Origin of the sequence: Pseudomonas sp. MWU12-2319, from assembly GCF_023242525.1 — a bacterium.
In the GTDB taxonomy this organism is placed as follows: domain Bacteria; phylum Pseudomonadota; class Gammaproteobacteria; order Pseudomonadales; family Pseudomonadaceae; genus Aquipseudomonas; species Aquipseudomonas gingeri_D.
Map to the genome: position 1 here is coordinate 162,131 of NZ_JALJES010000013.1, position 21,509 is coordinate 183,639.

Sequence of the window (21,509 nt, forward strand, 5' to 3'; positions counted from 1 at the left end):
TTGAATTCAGCCCGACCCCTTTCTCCAGGCGGAGGTGACACGAAACATCAAGCTTCGCCTGGAGCACGCTGTCATGCGCTTTACCCAACCGTTCAAGCACCTGCTGCTCGCCTGCGCCCTCGCGTTCGGCGCGGCGAGCCACGCCGCCGACCTGCAACCGCTGTTGGTGGCCAATCAAAAGTCGACGATCAAAGTGCTGCTGGAGGTCTCCGGCGAACTGGCCGACGTGCCCTACGAGATCCAGTTTTCCGAGTTCCCCGCCGCCGCCCCGCTGGGTGAAGCACTGAATGCCGGTGCCGTGGATATCGGCGCCTTGGGCGATGCACCCTATGTCTTCGCCCTCGGTGCCGGTGCGCCGCTGAAGGTGGTGAGCATCATCCACGCCGAGGGGCGCTACACCACGGCCATGCTCACGCTGAAGGATTCGCCGCTGAACACTGCCGCTGATCTCAAGGGCAAGCGTATCGTCACCACCCGCGGCTCCATCGGCCACTTCCTGGCGATCAAGGCGCTGCGCAGTGTCGGCCTGAGCACCCAGGACGTGCAATTCATCTACCTGCTACCCAGCGAGTCGCGCCTGCTGCTGGACAACGGCAGCGCCGACGCCTGGGCGACCTGGGATCCCTACACCACCATCGCCACCACCCAGAGCCAGGCCAAGGTCCTGGTCAGTGGTGACAGCCTGCTGACCAACCACTTGTACCTCGCGGCCACCAGCCAGGCCATTGCCGGCAAGCGCCAGCAACTGGACGACTTCGTCGCCCGGGTCGATCGCGCCTATCGCTGGAGCAATGCCCATCCCGAAGCCTATGCCGCCGCCCTGGCCAAGGTCACCGGCCTGCCCCTGGCGGTGCATATAGCCGTGGCCAAGGCCACCCATATGCAACCGGTGGCGATCGACGACGCGGTGATCAGCGGCCTGCAAACCACCGCTGACATCTACCAGGAAGAAGGGCTTCTCACCCGACACATCGACGTCTCCCAAGGCTTCGACAAGAGCTTCAACGCCCAGCGTGCCCCCTTTACCCAAGCTTCTCGATAAACAGCCGTCCCGCTAAAGGAGTGAGAACATGAGCAAACGCCAACTGAAACTCGGTGCGATGGTCCATGGCGTCGGCCATGGCTGGGGCGAATGGCGCCATCCGCAGGCCCAGCCCAACGCCAGTGTCAACTTCGGCTTCTACAAGCAGCAGACACAACTGGCGGAAGGCGCGAAGTTCGACTTCGTGTTCATTGCCGACAGCCTGCATATCCATGAAAAATCCAGCCCCCACTACCTCAACCGCTTCGAACCGCTGACCATCCTTTCGGCCCTGGCGGCGCTGACATCGCACATCGGCCTGGTGGCGACCGTGACCGTCAGCTACACCGAACCCTTCCAGGTGGCGCGCCAGTTTGCCTCCCTTGACCATATCAGTGGCGGCCGCGCCGGCTGGAACGTGGTGACCTCCTGGCTCAGCGGCACCGCCGACAACTTCGGCAAGGCCGAGCACCCGCCCCATGCCGTGCGCTATCGCATCGCCAAGGAGCACGTGGAAGTGGTCAAGGGCCTGTGGGACTCCTGGGAGGACGACGCCTTCGCCTATAACAAGCAAAGCGGCGAGTTCTTCACCCCCGGCAAGCTGCATGCCCTGGAACACAAGGGTGAGTTTTTCTCGGTCAAGGGCCCGCTGAACATCGCCCGTTCCCGCCAGGGTCAACCGGTGATTTTCCAGGCCGGCACCTCCGAGGCCGGGCGTAACTTTGCCGCCGAGAATGCCGATGCGATTTTTGTCCACGCCGAGAACTTCGACGAAGCCCGTGCCTATGCCCAGGACCTGAAAAAGCGCGCCCGTGGTTTTGGCCGCGATGCCGATCAGCTGTCGATCCTGCCGGGCATCCGGCCGATTGTCGGCCGCGATGAAGCCGAGGTGGAAAGCCGCTATCAACAAGCCGTGGAACTGGTGACCGTCGAGGATGCCATCGTGGCCCTGGGTCGGCCGTTCAACGATCATGATTTCAGCCAATATCCACTGGACGCGCCGTTCCCCGAATTGGGCGACCTGGGTTCCAACAGCCAGAAAGGCGGCTCTGACCGCATCAAACAGCTGGCCCGGGACGAAGGCCTGACGTTGCGGGAAGTGGCGCTGCGCTTTTCGCGCCCCAAGCGTGATTTCGTCGGCACCCCGGAGCAGGTCGCCGACGCGATCCAGACCTGGTTCGAAGCGGGCGCGGCCGACGGTTTCATTATCAACTCGCTACTGCCGGATGGCTTGCAGTCCTTCACCGAGCAGGTCGTGCCCGTGTTGCAGCAACGTGGTCTGTTTCGCAGCGAATACAGCGGCGTCACCCTGCGCGACAACCTCGGCCTGGAGGTCCCGGCCAATCGCCATAGCCTCGCCCTTGAATCCGAAGCGCAACAGGAGGCACTGGCCTGACCATGATGAACACGATCATCCAGGGACAGCTCAATCGTCGCGGTTTCCTGACCGCCAGCTCCGTAGCCTTGGCCGCACTGGGGTTGTCGACACTGGTGCCACGGGCGCTGGGGGCCACGGCAAAACTTTCTGAGCTGACCCTCGCCGTCGCCAGCTACCGTGGCCAGGACTCCTATTTCACCGACGATGCCGGCACCTCCGATACCCCCTACAAAGTCGACTATGCGGAATTTGCCGGCGGCAACCTGATTGTCGAGGCATTGGCCTCAGGCAGCCTGGACATCGGCGGCATGAGTGAAATCCCGCCGATCTTCTCGATCCAGAGCCATCGCGAGCCCAAGCTGATCGCCGTCCTTCAAGGCGACGTGAACAACCAGGTGATCCTGATCCCCAAGGACTCGAAACTGGAATCCGTCGAGCAACTGAAGGGCAAGCGGGTGGGCTATGTACGCTCCACCACGTCCCACTACTTTTTGATCAAGGCCCTGAAGGAACAAGGGCTGACCTTGAACGACATCACCGCCGTCGCACTCACCCCACAAGATGGTTTCAGCGCGTTCCAGAGCGGCCAGCTGGACGCCTGGGTGATCTACGGCGTGTTTATCCAATTGGCGAAATTTCGCAGTGGCGCCCGGGTGCTGAAAACCGCCCTGGGCTACCTCTCGGGCAACTACCTGATCGCGGCCCGCCCCGCCGCCCTGGAGGACCCTCTGCGCAAACAGGCGATCCAGGACTACCTGCAGCGCGAAGCGCGCACCCTGGAGTGGATGAACAACAACCCCGAGCCCTGGGCCGTGAAATCGGCGCAACTGCTGGGGGTGGATAAAGCGGTGTTCCTCGACATGTACAACAGCCGCAGCCAGCCCTACAAGCTGATCGAAGTGAATGAACAGGCCATCGCTTCGCAGCAGGAAGTGGCGGATCTGTTTTTCAGCGCCGGGGTATTGAGCCAGCGCTTGGATGTCAGCCCGTTGTGGGATCGGCAGTTCAAGTTGCTGCCGATATAAACACTATTTTGATCGAGTGAGCCGACCATGAGCCTTTCCTCCCAACAAACGCCACTGCTGCGCTCGGTGGCAGTGGCCAATTTCGAAGCCTTGCTGGAACGCATCAGCAGTCAGTTGGCCGCCACCGCTCATCTTTACGACGAAAGCGGCGCCTTCCCCCATGACAATTTCAAGCTGTTGCACGAACACGGCCTGGTGGCCCTGACCGTGCCCAAGGCCCTGGGCGGTGGCGGCGCCAACCTGGCCCAGGCGCGCAAGGCCATCAGCGCCATTGCCAAGGGCGAGCCCTCCACCGCCTTGATCCTGGTGATGCAGTACCTGCAACACACCCGCTTGCAGGACAGCAAAACCTGGCCTCCGGCCTTGCGCACGCAGGTGGCCGAGGACGCGGTGAGCAAGGGGGCGCTGATCAACGCCTTGCGCGTCGAACCGGACCTCGGCACACCAGCCCGTGGCGGCCTGCCGGCGACCATCGCGCGCCGCACCTCTGCCGGCTGGCGGATCAGCGGGCGCAAGATCTACTCCACCGGCAGCCACGGTCTGAGCTGGTTCAGCGTCTGGGCCCGCAGCACCGACGAAGACCCGCTGGTCGGTGCCTGGCTGGTGCACAAGGACACGCCCGGCATCAGCATCATCGAGGATTGGGACCATCTGGGCATGCGCGCCACCTGCAGCCACGAGGTGGTATTCGACAATGTCCTGGTGCCGCTGGATCACGCCGTCAGCGTCAGCCCCTGGAGCGCACCGCAACCCGAGCTGGATGGCGACGGCTTCCTGTGGATGTCGGTACTGCTTTCATCGGTCTACGACGCCGTTGCCCAAGCGGCTCGGGACTGGCTGGTGGGCTGGCTGGAACAACGCAAGCCCTCCAACCTCGGCGCGGCACTCTCGACCCTGCCGCGCTTCCAGGAAACCGTCGGGCATATCGACACCTTGCTGTTCGCCAACCGCAGCCTGCTCGATGCCGCGGCTGAGGGACACACGCCCACGAGCAACGCCGCGCAACTGAAATTCCTGGTCACCGGCAACGCCATCCGCGCCGTCGAACTGGCCATCGAGGCGTCCGGCAATCCCGGCCTGTCACGCCACAACCCCTTGCAACGGCATTACCGCGACGTGCTCTGCAGTCGCGTTCACACGCCGCAGAACGATGCCGTGCTGCAAGGTGTCGGCAAAGCCGTCTTCGCCCAGCGCCAGCCAAAGGAACGCCCATGAGCCAGCTTGTGATTGCCAGCCAATTGGATGAAGACCTCAACGAGGTGGTCCGCCAGCGCCTCGCCCAAGCGCACCCTGGCGTGCGCCTTATCGGCGTCCCGGCCGGGGTACCCAGCGACCTGGCACCCGAGGTCAGTATCCTGCTGGCGCGGCCGATCAATGTACGCGGCTACCTGGCGCCGGACACCCCACCGCCGGGCTGGCCCTATGGGTTGAAATGGATTCAGGTGGTGTCTTCCGGTATCGACTTCTACCCCAAATGGTTCTTCGACGGCCCACCGGTGAGTACGTCACGGGGCAGCGCCGCCGAGAACATCGCCGAATTCGCCCTGGCCGCGATCTTCGCCGCCGCCAAGCGTCTACCGGACATCTGGGTGCATGACTCACAGTGGAATTTCACTGCGCTGACACCGCTCAAGGGCACCACCCTGGGGATTCTCGGCTTTGGTGCCATCGGTCGCAGCCTCGCGGCCAAGGCCCACGCCCTGGGCATCAAGGTGCTGGCGTTGCGTCAGAGCCAGACGCCCTTCGAGGTGGAAGGTGTCGAGGCCGCGCGGGATATCCATGACCTGTTTGCCCGCGCCGATCACCTGGTGCTGGCCGCCCCCCTGACCGGCGCGACCCGGCATATCGTCAACACTGCCGTGCTCGCCAGCGCCAGGCCCGGCCTGCATCTGATCAACATCGCGCGCGGTGGCCTGCTTGACCAGGGAGCGTTGCTTGAAGCGCTGGAGAACGGAACGATCGGCCTCGCCTCGCTGGACGTCACCGAGCCCGAACCGCTGCCGGACGGACATCCGTTCTACGCCCATCCACGGGTTCGTCTGTCACCCCATACGTCGGCGATTTCCAGCAACAGTGGTCACGAAATTGCCGACAGTTTCCTCGCCAATCTCGAGCGCGTCCTCAACGGCCTGACACCAGAGAACCTGGCGAACGTGCAGCGCGGGTACTAGCAACGGAGCCAAAGGCGCGGCCAGCGGCGCCGGAGCGGGACCTTGCGAAACGCCTCCAGCAACTGATCGGTATTGATGCTCCGCTGCTCGGGGTCGAAGCTCAGCGTCTGGCGCAAGGCAGGCCAGAGACGGCCCGGCAGTTGTGCCGGACGTCGCAGGGTTCGCTCCAGACCTTGGTCCCTGGCCTTGAGCGCATCCAGACGATGGAAAGGGTGCATGCCGCTGGCCAAGACAAGCCCTCGGGCCGCTCGCACAGCAGCCGGTCCAAGCTCATGCCCTCAATCAACTCCTGGGTCATGAAGGTCCGCGCACAAGCAGTGTCGACTTCGAAACTGTAGGTACGTACCACACAGGGATGACACAGCCGTTGCATCAGGGCGAACTCGCTGTAGAGCAACGCACTGGCATCCGTGACATCGACAAAGTCGGGCAGGCGCAGGAACTTCAGCCCTTCGAGTCCTTTAACTTCAGATACGGGTTGTCATAGGGCTTCTCAGTGAAAATCAGCAGTGGATCCTTGAGCAAATAGCCCTTGATACCTCGGGTTTTGCGAGGACCTTTGACCTCACAGATCCAGATATTCAGCCCCCCTTCACTCTTGTGGTGCAGGCCCAGTCTCTCGAAACGACGCTGAACCCAACGCCAGTCGCTGGTCCCCTGCTCCTTGGCCATTCGTGCAGTTTCGGGGTGTTCCTGGGCATAACGCTGAAAGATCTTCGGCGTAACCAGAAAGGCCGTCTCGGCGACGCTATGGACCGAAGCGTGAGCGTCGTTAATGGTGATTGTGTGCTTCAGAATGCCTTGGCGCAGCCATGTCATGAAAGCCTCTCCCAGGTCTTTCACTTTCACGTCTGGGATTGGCAAACGAACTGGCGAGGAAGGTTGGCGTGAAAGCGGGGATTGGCGCACGGGCGATGGACGGGGCTCGGCAGTGGCCGGTTCATCAGCCTCATGGTGATACACCTCCATTGAGCTACCCTCGTCCAACATCCTAAACCACTCCGGTGGTTCCTCCTCTAGCGCCCCCTCTTCTAAACCGCAGGGTGCATCCGCCTCCAAGATGAAACTCGCCTGAGCAGATATCTGCATCAGGTCAGACTCCATCTCCCAAGGTGGAGAGAGTCCAGGCGATGAGCGATCCCCGGCCATTGTTTCATTTCGTTCCCCCGTTGTTTCGACTGCCGTTTCAACCGTGATCGAACCGCTAAATACCGGAGGGCGTTTACCCTCCTCCCAGAGCAACGACGGCGAGACTTTGAGGAACGTCAGGGTCTTTTTCCATTTGCCACTCTCAACGGTGGCAGTCCAGATCGCCTTGCCATCAGTGTTGACCTGAATGATCGCGTTGTCCTGCAGGACGTTAAACAGCGTGGCATTCGAGGACGGAATCCCATCCGCACCTTGAGACAGCAAGTGAGCGCGAAGCTTGTCCGCTACCGTCTTGCTGACCAGCCACACGCTGTCATCCGTGAGCCAGCCGTCTGAAGCACGAGCCTGGTTCAGCTTGAGCCGCTCGTTGACGAGATAGCGCAGCCCTTCAATCAATTGACGCTGCAGGGAGCTCTTCGGCGCGGCCAGTGCCCGAACGGGATTCCCCCCCAGCTCCTGCGCCACCGACGCCTGATCAGCCTGACTGACCAGTTCACCCAAGGTACCGGCATGTTCGTATTGCCCGGCCAGCACATAGATCAGTGCGCCCCAGGGTTCTGGATAGGTGCTCAGCCAATCGAGAATCGACGGTGGCAGCACTTGCATGGAGAGCAAGCCCGTCGCGGCGCAGTGGAGCTTGTAGGGGCGGCCCTTCAGGTACTTAAAGCGATACGCGCGGCTGACCGGGCCCTGCCACGGATGCCAGACTGTGCCGTCGTCCAGGTGCACTTCCACGTCGACCGCGATTTTTCCAAGGTCATGCAAAAGGGCCGCGTATGCGACGGTGGCGCTCCAGGCTTCGGTTTGCGCTGCCTGGGTTTCAGGGGGAGCGCCCATGGGCAGCAGGTGGGACTGTCGGATTTTCAAGGCATAGGCCACGATCTCAAGGCCGTGATCAAGCATACCGCCAGGGTAAGCGTGGTGATGATTTTCGGAGGCCGGCAGTTGCTGAACCAGTTCGGCGTAGCGCTCGATGGGGCTCAGGTAGAGTTCGGAAAACTGTTTACGGGACAGCGAGGTGCGCTGCCAGATGTGCTCTAGGAGTTTGCGCCGGCGCGGGGTCGACAGCAGCTCGGCGGCAGTCTGCGGTGTGAAATAGTTGGACGCCCCGGTCTTGCGAGTTGGCTCGTGATCAGCCGCCTTTTTCAGCTTGAATTGCCAGAACATTCAGCCTGCCATCCGTGTGGTGTGAGGGAGCCTTTTGGCTGTTCAGTGCACGGATGACCGTTTGCGGGTAGGCCCTTTGCCCTTCGTTTTGCTTCCCTTGGCCCCTTCCGTTTCGCCTCTCCTTTTATGACCTTTTTTGGGCGCGGAATGCCAGGGGAAAACAGGATTACGTCCCACTGCATTTATTTTTCGAAGGTAGGGCCGAGGTGTATCAGCTAGAAGAAGCATGGGAAGTGACACAACGCGGGATGCTTCGCCAAGCTGACGGAGCTCAAATTGAAATATCCGACACACTCCGTCTGAAAGGGAGGACTAGACCAACTAGGGTTCTTTTTCTCATGCTGAAAGGGTGTCCTGCTGACGTTGTCGGCAACATGCCCAGGTAGCCCGGATCTAAAAGGCTACGACGCGATGATCGCGTTGATCACCACCGGACCGCTCTCGCATTCATCATCGCGGTCAGTCGTCAGTGCCTTTGACGGCCGAATGCCTACTGCACCACCACCCAATGGGGAATCACTTTCCCCTTGGGGATGAGTGTTTCCCCATTTTCCTATTGAAATTGGAGACACTCATGACGACTCAAACTCAACCCGTTGCTGAAGAAAAAAAGCATTTCAACATGTACCTTGACTGCATCGGCTATCTCAACAATGTCAGCACGATCACATATCATAAACAATCGTACCTGAAGGTTTCCGTTACCGTGCTCATGGGCCCTGCCGACAAAGTCGAATACAGGTACTTTAGTTGCACCGTGGTCGGTACCGAGGCCAAACAGCTCATCAGCCACTGCGCACAAGAGATCAACTCAGGTCAGACCGTCGTGGCATGCTTCAAACTCAGCGGCCTTTGGACCAGGTCTTTCACCCATCAGACAGGTGAGTTCAGAGGTCAGCCGGATACCAGACTGATAAGCAATTTACTTTCTCTGTCCTTGATCAAAATCGATGGTGAAGTGGTGTACCACGCGCCCAAGGAAGAGGAATCAGACGTCGATTCGGCGAATGTAGCGCAGACATCCAATCCGCTAGATACAACAAATGCACCAGAGACTGCCTATGACTCTGCCTCCAGCGATATCGGTGATCTAACCGACATCACGGAAGCTGCAACGGTCGCGCACCACGCGGTCTGATCCATCACCCAGGCGCCCTGACCGGCGCCTTCTTTCACCTTCGGGGGCATACGCGTCCCTCGGGGATGGCGTGCCTCCATGATTGGAAACAGAGGTTGACGTCATGAGTTCTACCCACGCCCCAAACGACATGCGGGCTCTAGCTGCACTAAGCCCAGCCCAGGAAGATGTGTTGATCGAAAAGGCCATGAGGATTCTGGATCGACGGCTATTTACTCGGGGCCCTAAGCTCGAAAGCCCACCAGAGGTCGGCCGCTTCCTCAAACTGAAACTGGCCGGGATGGATCGCGAGGTCTTTTCCATCCTTTTCCTGGACACCAAACACCAAGTCCTCGCGTTTGAAATACTGTTTCAAGGAGACATTGATCAAACCACTGTTCATCCCAGGCAGGTGGTCAAGCGTGCAATTGCCCACAACGCCTCAGCGGTCATCGCAGCTCACAATCATCCTTCGGGGTGCACCACACCCAGTCAGGCTGATCGCATACTGACCCAACGACTACGTAAGGCCCTGGCGCTAATTGATGTGGTGTTGCTGGACCACATCATTGTCGGTGCCGGTGATCCATTGTCCATGACCCAACATGGACTGATGTAACCCTTATCAAGGCGCCCTCCCCGGGCGCCCGCCTTCTGGTTTCACCTCAGCCCCTGCCGTGACAGATCTGCCCCCTGGCTGGAGGCTACCTGCGACCAGACGGACTCTTGCCCATGTCTTCATCTGAACGACAACCGTCGATAGAAACCTGATGCAACTCACCTAACGGGGAATCACTTCCCCTAGGGGACAGTGTTTTCTCCGCGTCCTATTCTGCAGGAGCGACACCATGTCCACACTCAGCTACAACATTGGCTTCGCACTCGGCACTGTCACACGGGAATTCCTGAGTGCAGTGAAATCAACGAATGTATTGCCTGTCACCCAACCCAAGGCTAGCCCTTCAATTCAGCTACCACCTCCCTGCGTCCCAGATTCTCTGGTTCGTGAAATGGATCGCCTGCCAGCAATGGTTCGCACCAAAGGCATCGATCTGAGTCACTGGTATGTGGCCAATACTCGATTGGTCCAAAAGGCGTCTCGTAAACGCCGCACCAGGCCGAAGAGTGTTGACACTGCAAGACCAGATTTCGTCGGTCCGCTGATGCCTTCTGCTCGTTGAGTGGGTTCCACTTACCCCTGCTGGGAATCCTCCCGCAGGGGGGCTTTGCTGAATTTCAGCCAATTAGGTCACGGTGATGTCATCTCCTGAATCAGGAAAACGAATCAAGCATTTCGCTGTTCAGCCGTCGAGGTTTTCAGCCAGGAGAGCGACCAGCTCCATGGGGCTGCGGCTGTTGATCACGTTGTAGATCAGGTCGCGCTTAGACCGTGGCAACTTCTTCACGCAGCTCTTGGCCGATGCCCTCACCGCTTCATCCGTACCATGAATACGTGCGGCCAAGAGCAGCACTAGAACGACATCAGAGAGATTCATAGCGGGGTCCAAAACAGAGAGCGGGAAGTGTAGCGACTCTTGGACGATCGTAAATCACCATACATCGTGTCCTCCCAGCCTCAACATGCTATTCGGGCATCTTGAGGAATGAAGACGTCAGTATACTGATAGCCCCCATTCCAGTCCGTGTATTGCAATGCAGAGCCGCAAAAGCAGATCACTCAAACCGTCTGTTAGCTGGACCCCAGAGGAACAACGCGCATGACGACAGCCGCCTCCCTCACCGCTCGTGAAGTTTATCAGGTGCTCAAAGAGGTCGCCCTGGGGGTACGTGCCCTGCGTCGACTGAGTACACAATGCTGGAACGAGATCCATACCGGACCTATGCCCGTTGAGGTAGATCACTGGACGCTCACGCTGTTCAATGACGGCGACACCCTCACTTACTGTGAGGCCGCCACGTGCCCTGCCGGAAGAACAGGAACACTCGACGATTGGCAGCGTTACGGTACCAATCCCGTTGATCTACTGAGCGCGTGGGAGCATCGGCAGTTGGAGCTCACGCTCACCCGTCTTTGATGCCCCCATCACTCTGCTTCGTCATCCGAAAAGCTGCTCGCTGAAGCGCCAGTTCTTCCAGGCTGAAAAACTGGTTGCCCTCTCGAAACCGCCCAAACAGCTGACGCCTAATGCTGCGGTGTCCCTTCCAGCAGAAGGTCACCTGAAAAATCACATCGACCCAAATCCTGTTTGTTTGCTGCGCCGATTGCTCTGATTTGCAAATGTGTTCTTACCAATGCGTGAGGACACATGGATGTTTTTCTCCCCTACTCGGCCTTTGGCCACCGCTGTAAAACTCGCCTTGCCACTGACGGTGATCGCGCTGTCGGGCTGCAACTCATTGATGACTTCGTCTCCCCAGAGAGAGGTTGTGCGGCCTTCCGTGTCGAAGGTTTCACGTTCGTCCCAGGTTCAATGGCTGCAGCCTGAACGCTCGCCGGCTCAGCGTGAGGGGCGCTATACCCTCGCCAGCACGTTTCCCCGAACCGAGCAGTTGGATTTGCTGAGCCAAGTGATCGATATCCGATTGCCGGAGACGCTGAACCCGACGGTTCACGAAGCGATGCACTACGTTCTGCGCCATTCCGGCTATCGGTTGTGCCCGGCGATCGCCGCAGAGACTGGCGGCGTGCAGGTGCTGTATGCCCATCCGCTTCCAGCGGCGCACTACCGGCTTGGGCCTATCACCGTACGCAATGCAGTGCTGACGTTGGCTGGCCCAGCCTGGCGTGTGGAGGTGGACGAAAAAGCCCGGAGCGTCTGCTTTGCGGCGCGAGACGATGTGACTGATCAGCTACCGACAACCGTGGTGGTTGGTCCGGTGGCGGGTACAACGGGAGCGTTTTCCTCACCTATGGCGCAGCCGTTGGGAGGTGAGCAATGAAACGTCCTACGGTGTATTCGGCCATTCAAGGTGTCACGCTGATTTTGCTAGCAGGCACAGCGGTCTACCTGGGAAACAAGCTCTCGATGCTTTCCGACGCTGTGGAGTCAATGCCCTCTCACGAAGGTCTGGAAAGCATCCAGTTGCACCTGAAAAGGGTGGATACCGAACTCGATGGTTTGCAGTCATGCGTGACAGAGGCCGACTTTCAAGTCGCGCAAAAAACGCTTCTTCAACGTCTTGAGACGCTGGCCGCGGATCGTTCCGTAGCGACTGTCGTCTCAGGCGTCGCTGCTCTGACCACCCAGGTGGAAAACACCGAGGGCGCGCTGCTGGCGCTCAAAGCGGCCGTAGAAACGCCTCCCTCCCCGACCACTGCGCCGGTACCGTCTTCTGCCGCCGCGCGGAGGCCTTCATCGAGGGTGCCCAAGGTCGTGCACCCTCGCAGAACCAACACCACCGCGTCCACGCGACTGCCGTTCACCGTCGTGGGTCTGGAGTCACGCGGCGGTGAGTTGTTTTTAGCGGTGGCGCTCATAGGGGTGCGGCGACTGGAGGACATCGAACTGCTTCGGCCGGGCCGGGTGTTCTTGGGCTGGCGTTTGGAAGCGCTGGAGCCAGGCAAAGCCCAATGGATTCGGCCTGATGGTGGTTCGCTCTCCATCTCGATCCCGTGAGGGCTGCGCCATGAACATATCCCCTCTTTGTCTGTGGTTGAGCGGTGCCTGTCTGTTGCCGTCCCTGGTGGCTCAAGCCGAAACGCTGACCCCTCTGACCGTTGAAAGCACACCACACATCCAGCATCAGGAGCTCCCGACTCAAGCACTTGAGCAGGCGCTGGCCTCTGAATGGGGCCTCAAGCTCGAAGAGTGGCAACGCTATCGCCGCTTGATGCAAGGACCGCTCGGTGTGTACTCGCCCAACCTCGATCCGCTGACGGCATTGGGTATTGAGGCGCGAGATCCGCAGGAACAGCAGCGCTATGCCGAACAGCAGGTGCAGGCGGAGTTCGTCCGCGTGCAGAAGCTGCTGACTTACCAGAACGCCTACAACGAGGCCTATCAGCGTTTGTACCCCGGGCAACTGCCGGTGAACCTGATCGGCACCGAGAGCACGGCCCAGGCGTCTCCTGTGATTTCGTCGGCTCGGTTGACGGTGTTTGTCACTTCGGACTGCAAAGGCTGCCCAGAGCGCGTCAGACAGCTTCAGCAAGCGGCACAGGGTTTTGATCTGTACCTGGTCGACAGCCGGGGCAAAGACGACCGCCTTCGGGCCTGGGCCAAGCGGGCCGGTATTGAGCCGAAGAAGGTGCTCAACCGCGACATCACCCTCAATCACGACACCGGACACTGGGCACGTCTGGGCGACAACGGGGCCTTTCCTGCCGTCATGCGGCAGGTCAATGGTCAATGGCAGCGGCAATGAGCCGGTGCCGTTTGTGGTCGTGTGCCGGCTTGGTGAGTGGAGGCCTGCTGGCCTTGCAGGTCAGCGCTGCTGCCTTACCGCCGCCCGCTTACCAGTGGGCGACACGGGGCACGCCGGTTCCCCCTCCGGTGTTGTACGCGCTGGCCCTACAGGAAAGCGGTGCCCGTGTACGTGGCCGGCTGGTTCCCTGGCCCTGGACCCTGAACGTGGCGGGCCAGTCGTACCGCTTTGCGGATCGGCGCTCGGCGTGCGGTGCACTGCTCCAAGCCCTCCGGACAGTCAGTGCCAAACAGGTGGATGCGGGCTTGGGCCAGATCAACCTGGGCTGGAACGGCGAGCACTTCACGCATCCCTGCGAAGCTCTGGACCCGTACCGCAACCTGACCGTCGCCACCGCGTTGCTCCTGAAACACAAATCCCCGAACAACAACTGGACCACTGCCGCTGGCCGCTACCACCGCCCCGCTGGCGGTGCACCCGCCAAACGGTACCGCCAAGCCTTTGCTCGGCACCTCACTCGTCTCACCCGCCCCAACCTTCAAGGAATGAAGACCCCATGAACCCGACACAAACACCACACGCGTCTTTTATCTCCCGCGCACCACTGACCGCTCTGATGCTGGGCGCAGTGGCGGGCCTGTTGTGCAAAGCCACCCACGCCGAACTGATCGTCGTTGATGACCGGGGCGGCGCCTCGACCCTGGCGTACTACCGCTCGCTCAACCTGTTGCACGACGAGCAACCGGCAAGGGCCATGACCTTACCGCCAGTGCGCACCACCGCGTACAGCGAGGCGGACATGTTGCCAGTGAAGTCCCCTTCGCTGAGCCCTGGGCCCTTCGAGAGCCGTACGCACAATGCCGCCGGCTTACAGCCCGTGTTCCTGGTAGGCGATGACGAGCTGTCACGGCAGTGGCTGCAGCGTCGTGGCGATGTCTTGCGTGAAATCAAAGCCGTCGGGTGGGTGGTCAATGTTCAGCGGATGACATCCCTCACAGAACTACGCGCTTTGGGCGCCGGACTGGAGATGGTGCCAGCGGCGGCGGATGACCTGGCGCAGCGCTTGGGGATTGAGCACTACCCCGCGCTGGTGACGGCCACCGGTATCGAGCAGTAGTCATGACCCAGTCCCATACCATCGAAGCCCTGCTGCGGCCTGCGGTGGAGCTCTACACCGTAGCGGTGTGTGGCATCGGGGCGTACTTGAGTCTGTTCGCGCCCTGGTCGCTGGCGATGACGCCACTGTTCGGGGTCGGGGCGGCGGTGTTCTTTCTGGGGTTCGGCGGGATGCGCCTTCGTCAGGCGCTGGTGGTGTTGCGCTACCGGCGCAATATCCGTCGGCTGCCGCGCTATGTGATGACCAGTAAGCAAGTGCCCGTGAGCAATCGCCGACTCTTTATCGGCCTCGGTTTCAAGTGGGAGCAGCGGCACACCCAGCGCCTGATGCAGACCTACCGGCCTGAGTTTCGTCGCTACGTGGAGCCCACCGCGGGGTTTCAGGCCGCTCGCCGTTTGGAAGTGCGCCTGGAGGTGGCGCCCTTTCCGTTGAACCTTGTTCCCCGCGTTACCGCCTGGGACAGCCCATTCAATCCGGTACGCCCGCTGCCGCCAGTCGGCGGCTCTCCTCGCCTGCATGGCGTTGAACCCAATGAAGTCGAGGTGTCGCTGCCGTTGGGAGAGCGTGTCGGCCACAGCCTGGTCCTGGGCACGACACGGGTCGGTAAAACCCGGTTGGCAGAGCTATTCATTACCCAGGATATCCGCCGCAAGAAGATGGTCAACGGGTTGCCTGAGTTCGAACCGGTGATTGTGTTCGACCCCAAGGGCGATGCAGATCTACTCAAGCGTATGTACGTCGAAGCCAAGCGCGCCGGGCGTGAGGACGAGTTTTATGTCTTTCACCTGGGTTGGCCGGATTTTTCGGCGCGCTACAACGCCGTAGGTCGTTTTGGGCGCATCTCCGAGGTGGCCAGCCGCATCGCTGGTCAGCTCTCGGGTGAAGGCAACAGCGCAGCCTTCAGGGAGTTCGCCTGGCGCTTTGTCAACATCATTGCCCGAGCGTTGGTGGAACTGGGAATCCGCCCGGACTACCTGAAGATCCTACAGCACGTCATCAATATCGACGCGCTATTCATTGAGTACAGCGGTTACTACTTTGCCAAACACGATCCCAGGGCTTGGGAAGTGATTGTCACGATTGAAGGCACCCTCACTGAAAAGAACACGCCCTACAACATGCGAGGCAGGCAGAAGCGCGTAACGGCCATTGACCAGTACCTGTCGCAAACCCGAGTAGCGGACCCGGTGATGGACGGACTACGCTCGGCGATCCGCTATGACAAGACCTATTTCGACAAGATCGTTGCATCGCTCCTCCCGCTGCTGGAGAAGCTCACAACTGGGCGTATGGCCGAGCTGATCTCGCCCAACTACACGGACCTCAACGATCCTCGGCCGATTTTTGACTGGATGCAGATCATCCGTAAGCGGGCGATTGTGTACGTTGGGCTCGATGCTTTGTCAGATCCAGAGGTGGCCGCCGCCGTGGGCAACTCGATGTTTTCGGACCTGGTGTCCGTGGCAGGCCACATCTACAAGTTCGGCATTGATGACGGTCTGCCAGGTGCTGTCCACGATCAGAAAATTCCCATCAACCTTCACGCCGATGAGTTCAACGAACTGATGGGTGATGAGTTCATCCCGATGATCAACAAGGGCGGCGGTGCCGGTATCCAAGTCACTGCTTACACCCAGACCCTTAGCGATATCGAAGCCAAGATCGGCAACCGAGCCAAAGCCGGTCAGGTAGTGGGCAACTTCAACAACCTCTTCATGCTGCGGGTGCGCGAGACCGCCACCGCCGAGTTACTGACCCGGCAATTGCCGAAGGTGGACGTCTACGCCACCACGCTGGTCAGCGGCGCCACGGACAGTTCGGACCCGACCGGCAGTACCGACTTCACCAGCAACACCCAGGACCGGGTCAGCTCCACCAGCGTTCCGCTGATAGAACCGGCCCATATCGTCAGTCTGCCCAAGGGACAAGCCTTTGCCCTGATCGAAGGCGCCAACCTTTGGAAAATCCGTATGCCCCTACCCGCCCCCGATCCTGATGAATGCATGCCCAAGGACCTGCAAACCCTGGCCCAGCATATGCGCAAACGCTACATCGATGGCGGTGGCGAGTGGTGGATAAGCAGTGGAACACGGGTGCTGGATGAATCACTACCGGCGGATCTGCTGGAGCAAGCGCACCAGGCCAAGACCGCTTCGGCAACTGCAGAGGAAGCTCAACCATGAAAGGAAAAATCCGCATAAAGCTACGTTTCGTTCACCTTCGGGCACTCACGTCGGCGACTCAGACGGTCTCCCACGTCTTGCATCAGCTACTGATCGCTGCTCGATGGGGGGCCCATGAAGGGAATGATCTGTTTGACCGCTTTAGCAAAAACGGTCTCTCTCCACGCTGGATCAACGTGCTCCAGATTCGGGTAGTGGACCCGGTTGCTGGTCCACTGTTGGTCTGCTTCGAGCCCGTGATCGTCACGGAGTCCTGAGCAGGAGAGAACCATGGCCACCAGCACCGACACCGCAAAAAGCCAACAACCACAACGCGATAAGGGCCTGATCAGCAGAGTCCTGGGGCTGCCCTTCACCCTCCTCGGCATTTTGTTGGTGTCGTTGTTTTTTAGTGTGGTAACCGAGTGGATCGGGCTGTATTTCTTCTGGCCGGAGGAAGGCTGGCATCACTCGCGCGACATGCTGAACAGCGAGCTGGAGTGGTTGTCGGCAGCCTTTGTCCAGAGCCTGCTGATTGAGCAGCCCGGGCAAACCGCTCGTTGGATCATCGGCCTGGCGTATGAATGGGGTTTCGAGAAAACCGGTCTGATCCACTGGATCACCCAATCCGCCGAGCAGGCCCGATTGAACAGTAACCGAGGGACAGGATTTCAGTACTATCTGGGGCTGGTCTATGTGCACCTTGAAGACTACGGGCTGGCGGCGGTGTTTGCAGCGCTGACCTTTCTGGCGCGGATCCTGATTTTGATACTGACGCTGCCTTTGTTCTTGATGGCAGTCTTTACGGGGCTGATCGATGGCCTGGTGCGTCGGGACTTGCGGCGCTTTGGCGCGGGGAGAGAGTCTGGGTTCATCTACCATCGGGCGAAACGGATGATCGTGCCGCTGTGGATCGCGCCCTGGATCATTTACCCCGCGCTGCCGATGACCGTGAGCCCTCTGCTAGTGCTCCTGCCCAGTGCGGCGGCCTTGGGCGTGGTCGTGAGCATTTCGGCAGGGAGCTTCAAGAAATATCTGTAAAAAACATCAGCACATCGTGACCCAAGCCGCTCAGGACGTGGAAAACATCAAGACTCATCACCATTTCGCGAATGCGCTTTGACGGACTCTGCGAAGGAATAGGTATGAACGCGAGACGCAACGATATCAACCTCTTCACCATGCAGGACTTTCCTGGACAGTTCTGACATCTTGTGACTTAACGCCTCAACCCCCTCAAACGAAGTATCTTCATCCGTTTCAGAAAGGCCTTCCATAGAGTAGACAAACACTTCACTGATATTCATACCAAACCTCGCTTCTTATCTTCGGAAGCCTTCGATCTTGACGCCAAGAGTAGCATTTTTGCTAATTGATAGCAAACAGGCTCAAGCAGCGTGACAAACTGCTCACTTCTACTCTCATTCAGCAGAATCTCAGTGTTATTTCTATAGATGTTCAAGATCGCGAATATCTTACCATCCAACTTGATCGGTATTGCAAGAATGGATTGTGCCTCATACCGCTCGCGATAATAGTCATATATTTTCTCCCGATACTGCCTATTGATTAAGCCATTAGAATCGCCAATGGAATCGAGCCAAGCCTTCATCGTTCGACTGGTGTCCCCCATGTACTGAGCCTCGCCCGTGGCCATCGCCTCGGGTGCGCCCGGCAAATTCGGATGATTATCAGGATTTACAGCTTCACCTGGGGCGCAAAACGAATAAGGAAAACAGATAGGCTTTATGTCTAAATCAGGTTCGTCATCTTCATTGACGGAGGATGTTGAATATTGATTATCTGCCAAAATCAACACCCCATCACAGCGATCGATAATGGAGTCTGAATTTTGATTATGCAGAAAGAAATTGGATTTCATCACAACGTCCATGCTCATATCTGTCTTTCCAAGCGCATGTTTACGAAGCGACGAGGCCGGGATAGACATCATGATGTTTGATTTATACACCATTGACTTATTTTCCTTAGACACCCCATCCCAAGACCTCGCCAGGCTCAACACCGTGTTCATCAGAATGCGAACGCGCTTGCTGACCTCCACAAAGGACACACTTTGAGCGGTCAACTGAGCCTTGGTCATACTTCTCAACTGCCCCGCATCTTTGATAGAGTTTGCATACAGTGCCAAAAATGACTTGGGCGGCAGATTGGTTAATCGCCGCTCCATTTCCAAACTTTGCTTTTCCAGCTGCCGCTCTTTGGCCCTCGCGTATTGAGCGAGCCCTAGCTCTCTGAACATGACGAAGAAAACCGCTACCACCGACACGCCTAAAGACAACGTCAATTCGTGGAGTGTTGTCTCTTCACCGGAAAACAAAAGATAGTCTATTTGCGCCACAATTTTTGAGCTATAAATAGAAATCAAGGCTGCCCCCATCACACTTAATAGTGCAATGATGAGCGCACCAGCACCGCCCCCTAGAAAGCGGCAAAACCGCTCAAAAAATGAGCGCGCAAGCCCCTTAAACTTCAGAAAATACTTCATCCACGCTCCTCGCACACTGATTTTTGTAGTTTTTCTTCGGCCCACCGCCACCGAAAGCAAGTATCACCACCCCTCTTGTGATCGCCAAGCCCATGGAACAAATTGATACACATACTCCATCTATTCGACACGCTAAGTACCTGTCGAAGTTCAAGCACATGCACTATCCGATGGATCTGCGCGTTTCTATCTGACCGTAGCGCAGAGCTGTTTTCAGGCCTCGAAAAACCAATTCAGACCAAATCCTGTTTTCCGGCTGTCATGTGCCTCATTTTTTGGCAGGCTCGTTGAACCTTCTTCGAGCGGATCGAGCCCATGCCCTACCCCCAACCACTTCGATATATCGCCTTCGTGGCAAGCCTTGCCGTGCCCGTGGCGATGGCTGAGCCAACGGATCACGAACGCGCCCAACTGAGTCTGGTGCTGCGCCAACTGGAAGCCGTCACGCGGCAGGTGAAGACCCATACCGCCGTGCCTGCCGATGAGCACGCGCGCTTCACCTTCGACTACGCCCGCCTCTCTGCTGACCTGGAGCAGGTTCGTGGCGGCATTGAGGGCTACCTCACGCCGTCACGTGCTCAACCGCGTACGCCGCCGGAACTGACCGGCCACTACACCCGGTCCGTCGGGAGATCCCCATGAGCATGAGTGCATCACAGCTCAACGCCTTTCAGGCCATGGGCGGTTTTACCCCGCAACAAAGCACCACCTTGCTGATCGGCCTGGCTCTGGCCGGCGCCCTGATCTTCGCCGCCTGGGCCCTCGTCACCGGTTACCGGGGTTGGGCCACCGGCCAACTCTCCCAAGGGAAGCTCGTCGGACTGGCCGTGAAGGTGATGTTGATTTACCTGCTGCTCACTTTTCTGTTGCTGCACTGACCTGTTTTCTCGCTTTTACCCCTGCCATGGAGGCACCTCATGAAAAACCGTATGGGTTTAAACCGCGTCACTCACCTCTTCTCGCGCTGCAGCGTGGCTTGTTTGGCCGCCTGGTCGTACCGGGCGCTCGCGGCACTCCCGGAAATGGAAGCCCCGAGCCGTGGCGATTCGGACAACACGATCCAGACGCTGCAGAACCATGCCTTCGACATCGTCACCCTGATCGCCTTGCTCATCTCTGCCGCCTCGTTCTGTGGGGTGGCCTACCACGCCTACACCACCTACTCCGAGGTGCAAAACGGCAAGAAGACCTGGGGCCAGTTCGGGCTCACCTGCGGTGTGGGCGCCATTTTGCTAGTGATCAGCATCTGGCTGCTGACCAAGGGCACGGGCATCTTGTGAGGAGATCTGGCGATGACACACGACACGGATCACCTACTGCCCGACGGCACCCTTCGGTTTCTGCCGTCACGGCTCAATCGTCAACCGGTCATCGTGCTGGGACTCACGGCCGATGAGATGTGGATCTCCGTCGCCGTCAGCGCGGTGATCGGCGCTGGCCTGGGGGTTGGCATTGCAGTGATGTTTCAGAGCGTGGCACTGGCGCCCACGACGCTGATGCTGTGCACCGCTCTAGGCCTGCTGGTGGGCGGCAAACTGCTGCGCCGTCACAAACGTGGCAAGCCGGAGACATGGCTGTACCGCTACCTGCAATACGCCCTCGCGATGCAATGGCCGGTACTCACCGCCTGGGTCGGCGGCGCGGACCTGGTCAGGCGCTCGGGGCGCTGGAGCACCCGCCGGAGTCGGCGCATATGAGCCGCTTCAAGAATGAGGTGGCCCGGCTGGAGTCCCACCTCACCTCGCTGCGCATCGGCTGTGGGTTGCTCTTCGGGGTGGCCCTGGTCATGGGATTGGGGTGGTGGGACGCACCCCGAAATATGACCATACACCTCCCACCGGACCTGCGCTCCGGCAGCACCCGCAAGTGGTGGGAGGTGGGACCAGAGTCGGTGTACACCTTTGGCTTCTACATCTTCCAGCAGCTCAACCGATGGCCGGTCGATGGCGAGAAGAACTATCCGCGGGCCATTCAGAGGCTCTCGGCCTACCTGACCCCGCAGTGCAGATCCCAGCTCGAAAGCGACGCCCAGAAACGCCAGACCGCTGGCGAGCTACGCGGCCGGACCCGGGGCGTGTTCGAGATGCCTGACCGGGGCTACAGCGATGATCCAGAACAGCGAGTCAAGGTCCTGGGGCGGGACAACTGGGTGGTGAACCTGGACTTGGTGACCGAGGAGTTTTACGGCTCAGAACGGGTCAAGCAGGCCTTCGTGCGCTACCCGCTCCAGGTGGTGCGCTGGGACGTTGACCCGGAGAAAAACCCCTTTGGCCTGGCCCTGGACTGTTACGACAGCGCGCCACAACGCATCACCCCACCACCCGCCTCTACAAACAATCCTGCCACTGCTATGCAAGGAAGCTAGCC

General features: G+C 59.3%; 27 protein-coding genes. 22 read left to right on the top strand and 5 right to left on the bottom strand.

From position 1 onward, the window contains the following. Positions 1 to 73: 73 nt before the first annotated feature. From M5C01_RS21415 to M5C01_RS21435, 5 genes are read left to right on the top strand one after another with little or no spacing between them, the layout of a single operon-like run. Positions 74 to 1,042, top strand: a complete 969-nt coding sequence (locus M5C01_RS21415) for an ABC transporter substrate-binding protein (protein ID WP_152740771.1) — start codon at positions 74 to 76, stop codon at positions 1,040 to 1,042. A gap of 28 nt (positions 1,043 to 1,070) precedes the next feature. After that, positions 1,071 to 2,417, top strand: coding sequence for an LLM class flavin-dependent oxidoreductase (locus M5C01_RS21420; RefSeq protein WP_152740770.1), 1,347 nt, complete (start codon positions 1,071 to 1,073; stop codon positions 2,415 to 2,417). 2 nt (positions 2,418 to 2,419) lie between these two features. Next, positions 2,420 to 3,424, top strand: a complete 1,005-nt coding sequence (locus tag M5C01_RS21425) for an ABC transporter substrate-binding protein (protein ID WP_103498426.1) — start codon at positions 2,420 to 2,422, stop codon at positions 3,422 to 3,424. Positions 3,425 to 3,451: 27 nt separating this feature from the next. Further along, on the top strand, positions 3,452 to 4,639 hold the full coding sequence (locus tag M5C01_RS21430) for an acyl-CoA dehydrogenase family protein (protein ID WP_152740769.1): 1,188 nt from the start codon (positions 3,452 to 3,454) through the stop codon (positions 4,637 to 4,639). Next, on the top strand, positions 4,636 to 5,595 hold the full coding sequence (locus M5C01_RS21435; RefSeq protein WP_152740768.1) for a D-isomer specific 2-hydroxyacid dehydrogenase family protein: 960 nt from the start codon (positions 4,636 to 4,638) through the stop codon (positions 5,593 to 5,595). The genes M5C01_RS21430 and M5C01_RS21435 overlap by 4 nt, the downstream gene beginning before the upstream one ends. Here the strand turns inward: M5C01_RS21435 and M5C01_RS21440 are convergent. Together M5C01_RS21440 and mobH are read right to left on the bottom strand one after the other, a co-directional pair. Beyond that, entirely contained in the window at positions 5,592 to 5,813 is a 222-nt protein-coding gene (locus M5C01_RS21440; RefSeq protein WP_152740767.1) for a hypothetical protein, read from the bottom strand. The genes M5C01_RS21435 and M5C01_RS21440 overlap by 4 nt on opposite strands. A gap of 226 nt (positions 5,814 to 6,039) precedes the next feature. Further along, positions 6,040 to 7,911, bottom strand: a complete 1,872-nt coding sequence (gene mobH / locus M5C01_RS21445; protein WP_152740766.1) for a MobH family relaxase — start codon at positions 7,909 to 7,911, stop codon at positions 6,040 to 6,042. 574 nt (positions 7,912 to 8,485) lie between these two features. On the opposite strand from mobH, the gene M5C01_RS21450 reads away from it, so the two are divergent. The 3 genes from M5C01_RS21450 (at position 8,486) to M5C01_RS21460 (ending at position 10,209) form a co-directional block, all read left to right on the top strand. Next, entirely contained in the window at positions 8,486 to 9,049 is a 564-nt protein-coding gene (locus tag M5C01_RS21450; RefSeq protein ID WP_178129932.1) for a DUF3577 domain-containing protein, read from the top strand. A 103-nt stretch (positions 9,050 to 9,152) separates the two neighbouring features. After that, positions 9,153 to 9,647, top strand: a complete 495-nt coding sequence (gene radC / locus M5C01_RS21455) for a DNA repair protein RadC (protein ID WP_152740764.1) — start codon at positions 9,153 to 9,155, stop codon at positions 9,645 to 9,647. 229 nt (positions 9,648 to 9,876) lie between these two features. Then, complete coding sequence (locus tag M5C01_RS21460; protein ID WP_152740763.1) at positions 9,877 to 10,209, top strand: hypothetical protein; 333 nt, start codon at positions 9,877 to 9,879, stop codon at positions 10,207 to 10,209. A 120-nt stretch (positions 10,210 to 10,329) separates the two neighbouring features. Here the strand turns inward: M5C01_RS21460 and M5C01_RS21465 are convergent, their stop codons facing one another. Beyond that, positions 10,330 to 10,524: a hypothetical protein gene (locus M5C01_RS21465; RefSeq protein ID WP_152740762.1), complete on the bottom strand. Its 195-nt coding sequence runs from the start codon at positions 10,522 to 10,524 to the stop codon at positions 10,330 to 10,332. A gap of 222 nt (positions 10,525 to 10,746) precedes the next feature. Between M5C01_RS21465 and M5C01_RS21470 the strand changes: the two genes are divergently transcribed. The 9 genes from M5C01_RS21470 to M5C01_RS21510 all read left to right on the top strand — a co-directional run bounded on the left by M5C01_RS21470 (position 10,747) and on the right by M5C01_RS21510 (position 17,674). Further along, positions 10,747 to 11,064: a hypothetical protein gene (locus M5C01_RS21470; protein WP_152740761.1), complete on the top strand. Its 318-nt coding sequence runs from the start codon at positions 10,747 to 10,749 to the stop codon at positions 11,062 to 11,064. A gap of 235 nt (positions 11,065 to 11,299) precedes the next feature. Further along, positions 11,300 to 11,929 (top strand): PilL N-terminal domain-containing protein, encoded by a 630-nt coding sequence (locus M5C01_RS21475; protein ID WP_152740760.1) that lies wholly within the window; start codon positions 11,300 to 11,302, stop codon positions 11,927 to 11,929. Then, positions 11,926 to 12,606 (top strand): hypothetical protein, encoded by a 681-nt coding sequence (locus tag M5C01_RS21480; protein ID WP_152740759.1) that lies wholly within the window; start codon positions 11,926 to 11,928, stop codon positions 12,604 to 12,606. The genes M5C01_RS21475 and M5C01_RS21480 overlap by 4 nt, the downstream gene beginning before the upstream one ends. Positions 12,607 to 12,661: 55 nt before the next feature. Further along, positions 12,662 to 13,354 (top strand): TIGR03759 family integrating conjugative element protein, encoded by a 693-nt coding sequence (locus tag M5C01_RS21485; protein ID WP_248764390.1) that lies wholly within the window; start codon positions 12,662 to 12,664, stop codon positions 13,352 to 13,354. Next, on the top strand, positions 13,351 to 13,914 hold the full coding sequence (locus M5C01_RS21490; protein WP_178129939.1) for a lytic transglycosylase domain-containing protein: 564 nt from the start codon (positions 13,351 to 13,353) through the stop codon (positions 13,912 to 13,914). The genes M5C01_RS21485 and M5C01_RS21490 overlap by 4 nt, the downstream gene beginning before the upstream one ends. Then, positions 13,911 to 14,471: an integrating conjugative element protein gene (locus M5C01_RS21495; protein WP_218586099.1), complete on the top strand. Its 561-nt coding sequence runs from the start codon at positions 13,911 to 13,913 to the stop codon at positions 14,469 to 14,471. The genes M5C01_RS21490 and M5C01_RS21495 overlap by 4 nt, the downstream gene beginning before the upstream one ends. 2 nt (positions 14,472 to 14,473) lie before the next feature. Then, positions 14,474 to 16,654, top strand: a complete 2,181-nt coding sequence (gene traD / locus M5C01_RS21500) for a type IV conjugative transfer system coupling protein TraD (RefSeq protein WP_152740756.1) — start codon at positions 14,474 to 14,476, stop codon at positions 16,652 to 16,654. Next, on the top strand, positions 16,651 to 16,911 hold the full coding sequence (locus M5C01_RS21505; protein ID WP_152740755.1) for a hypothetical protein: 261 nt from the start codon (positions 16,651 to 16,653) through the stop codon (positions 16,909 to 16,911). Before traD ends, M5C01_RS21505 begins: the two co-directional genes overlap by 4 nt. Before the next feature lie 13 nt (positions 16,912 to 16,924). Continuing rightward, the gene (locus M5C01_RS21510) at positions 16,925 to 17,674 is read left to right on the top strand and encodes a TIGR03747 family integrating conjugative element membrane protein (protein ID WP_152740754.1); all 750 of its coding nucleotides are present in this window, start codon (positions 16,925 to 16,927) and stop codon (positions 17,672 to 17,674) included. 47 nt (positions 17,675 to 17,721) lie between these two features. On the opposite strand, the gene M5C01_RS21515 is transcribed toward M5C01_RS21510, so the two are convergent. Together M5C01_RS21515 and M5C01_RS21520 are read right to left on the bottom strand one after the other, a co-directional pair. Next, a complete protein-coding gene (locus tag M5C01_RS21515; RefSeq protein ID WP_152740753.1) occupies positions 17,722 to 17,940 on the bottom strand; it encodes a hypothetical protein in 219 nt (72 codons plus the stop codon). After that, a complete protein-coding gene (locus M5C01_RS21520) occupies positions 17,937 to 19,142 on the bottom strand; it encodes a hypothetical protein (protein ID WP_152740752.1) in 1,206 nt (401 codons plus the stop codon). Before M5C01_RS21520 ends, M5C01_RS21515 begins: the two co-directional genes overlap by 4 nt. Before the next feature lie 315 nt (positions 19,143 to 19,457). On the opposite strand from M5C01_RS21520, the gene M5C01_RS21525 reads away from it, so the two are divergent. Genes M5C01_RS21525 through M5C01_RS21545 form a run of 5 tightly spaced genes read left to right on the top strand, consistent with a single transcriptional unit; the run spans position 19,458 to position 21,507 of the window. Then, positions 19,458 to 19,784 carry an RAQPRD family integrative conjugative element protein gene (locus M5C01_RS21525; RefSeq protein WP_152740751.1) on the top strand — a complete coding sequence of 109 codons (327 nt, stop codon included), beginning with the start codon at positions 19,458 to 19,460 and terminating at the stop codon, positions 19,782 to 19,784. Beyond that, positions 19,781 to 20,020 (top strand): TIGR03758 family integrating conjugative element protein, encoded by a 240-nt coding sequence (locus M5C01_RS21530; protein ID WP_152740750.1) that lies wholly within the window; start codon positions 19,781 to 19,783, stop codon positions 20,018 to 20,020. The genes M5C01_RS21525 and M5C01_RS21530 overlap by 4 nt, the downstream gene beginning before the upstream one ends. Before the next feature lie 39 nt (positions 20,021 to 20,059). Then, positions 20,060 to 20,422: a TIGR03745 family integrating conjugative element membrane protein gene (locus tag M5C01_RS21535; RefSeq protein ID WP_152740749.1), complete on the top strand. Its 363-nt coding sequence runs from the start codon at positions 20,060 to 20,062 to the stop codon at positions 20,420 to 20,422. A 12-nt stretch (positions 20,423 to 20,434) separates the two neighbouring features. Further along, positions 20,435 to 20,839 carry a TIGR03750 family conjugal transfer protein gene (locus tag M5C01_RS21540; protein ID WP_152740748.1) on the top strand — a complete coding sequence of 135 codons (405 nt, stop codon included), beginning with the start codon at positions 20,435 to 20,437 and terminating at the stop codon, positions 20,837 to 20,839. Further along, positions 20,836 to 21,507, top strand: a complete 672-nt coding sequence (locus M5C01_RS21545; protein ID WP_152740747.1) for a PFL_4703 family integrating conjugative element protein — start codon at positions 20,836 to 20,838, stop codon at positions 21,505 to 21,507. The genes M5C01_RS21540 and M5C01_RS21545 overlap by 4 nt, the downstream gene beginning before the upstream one ends. Positions 21,508 to 21,509 lie beyond the last annotated feature (2 nt).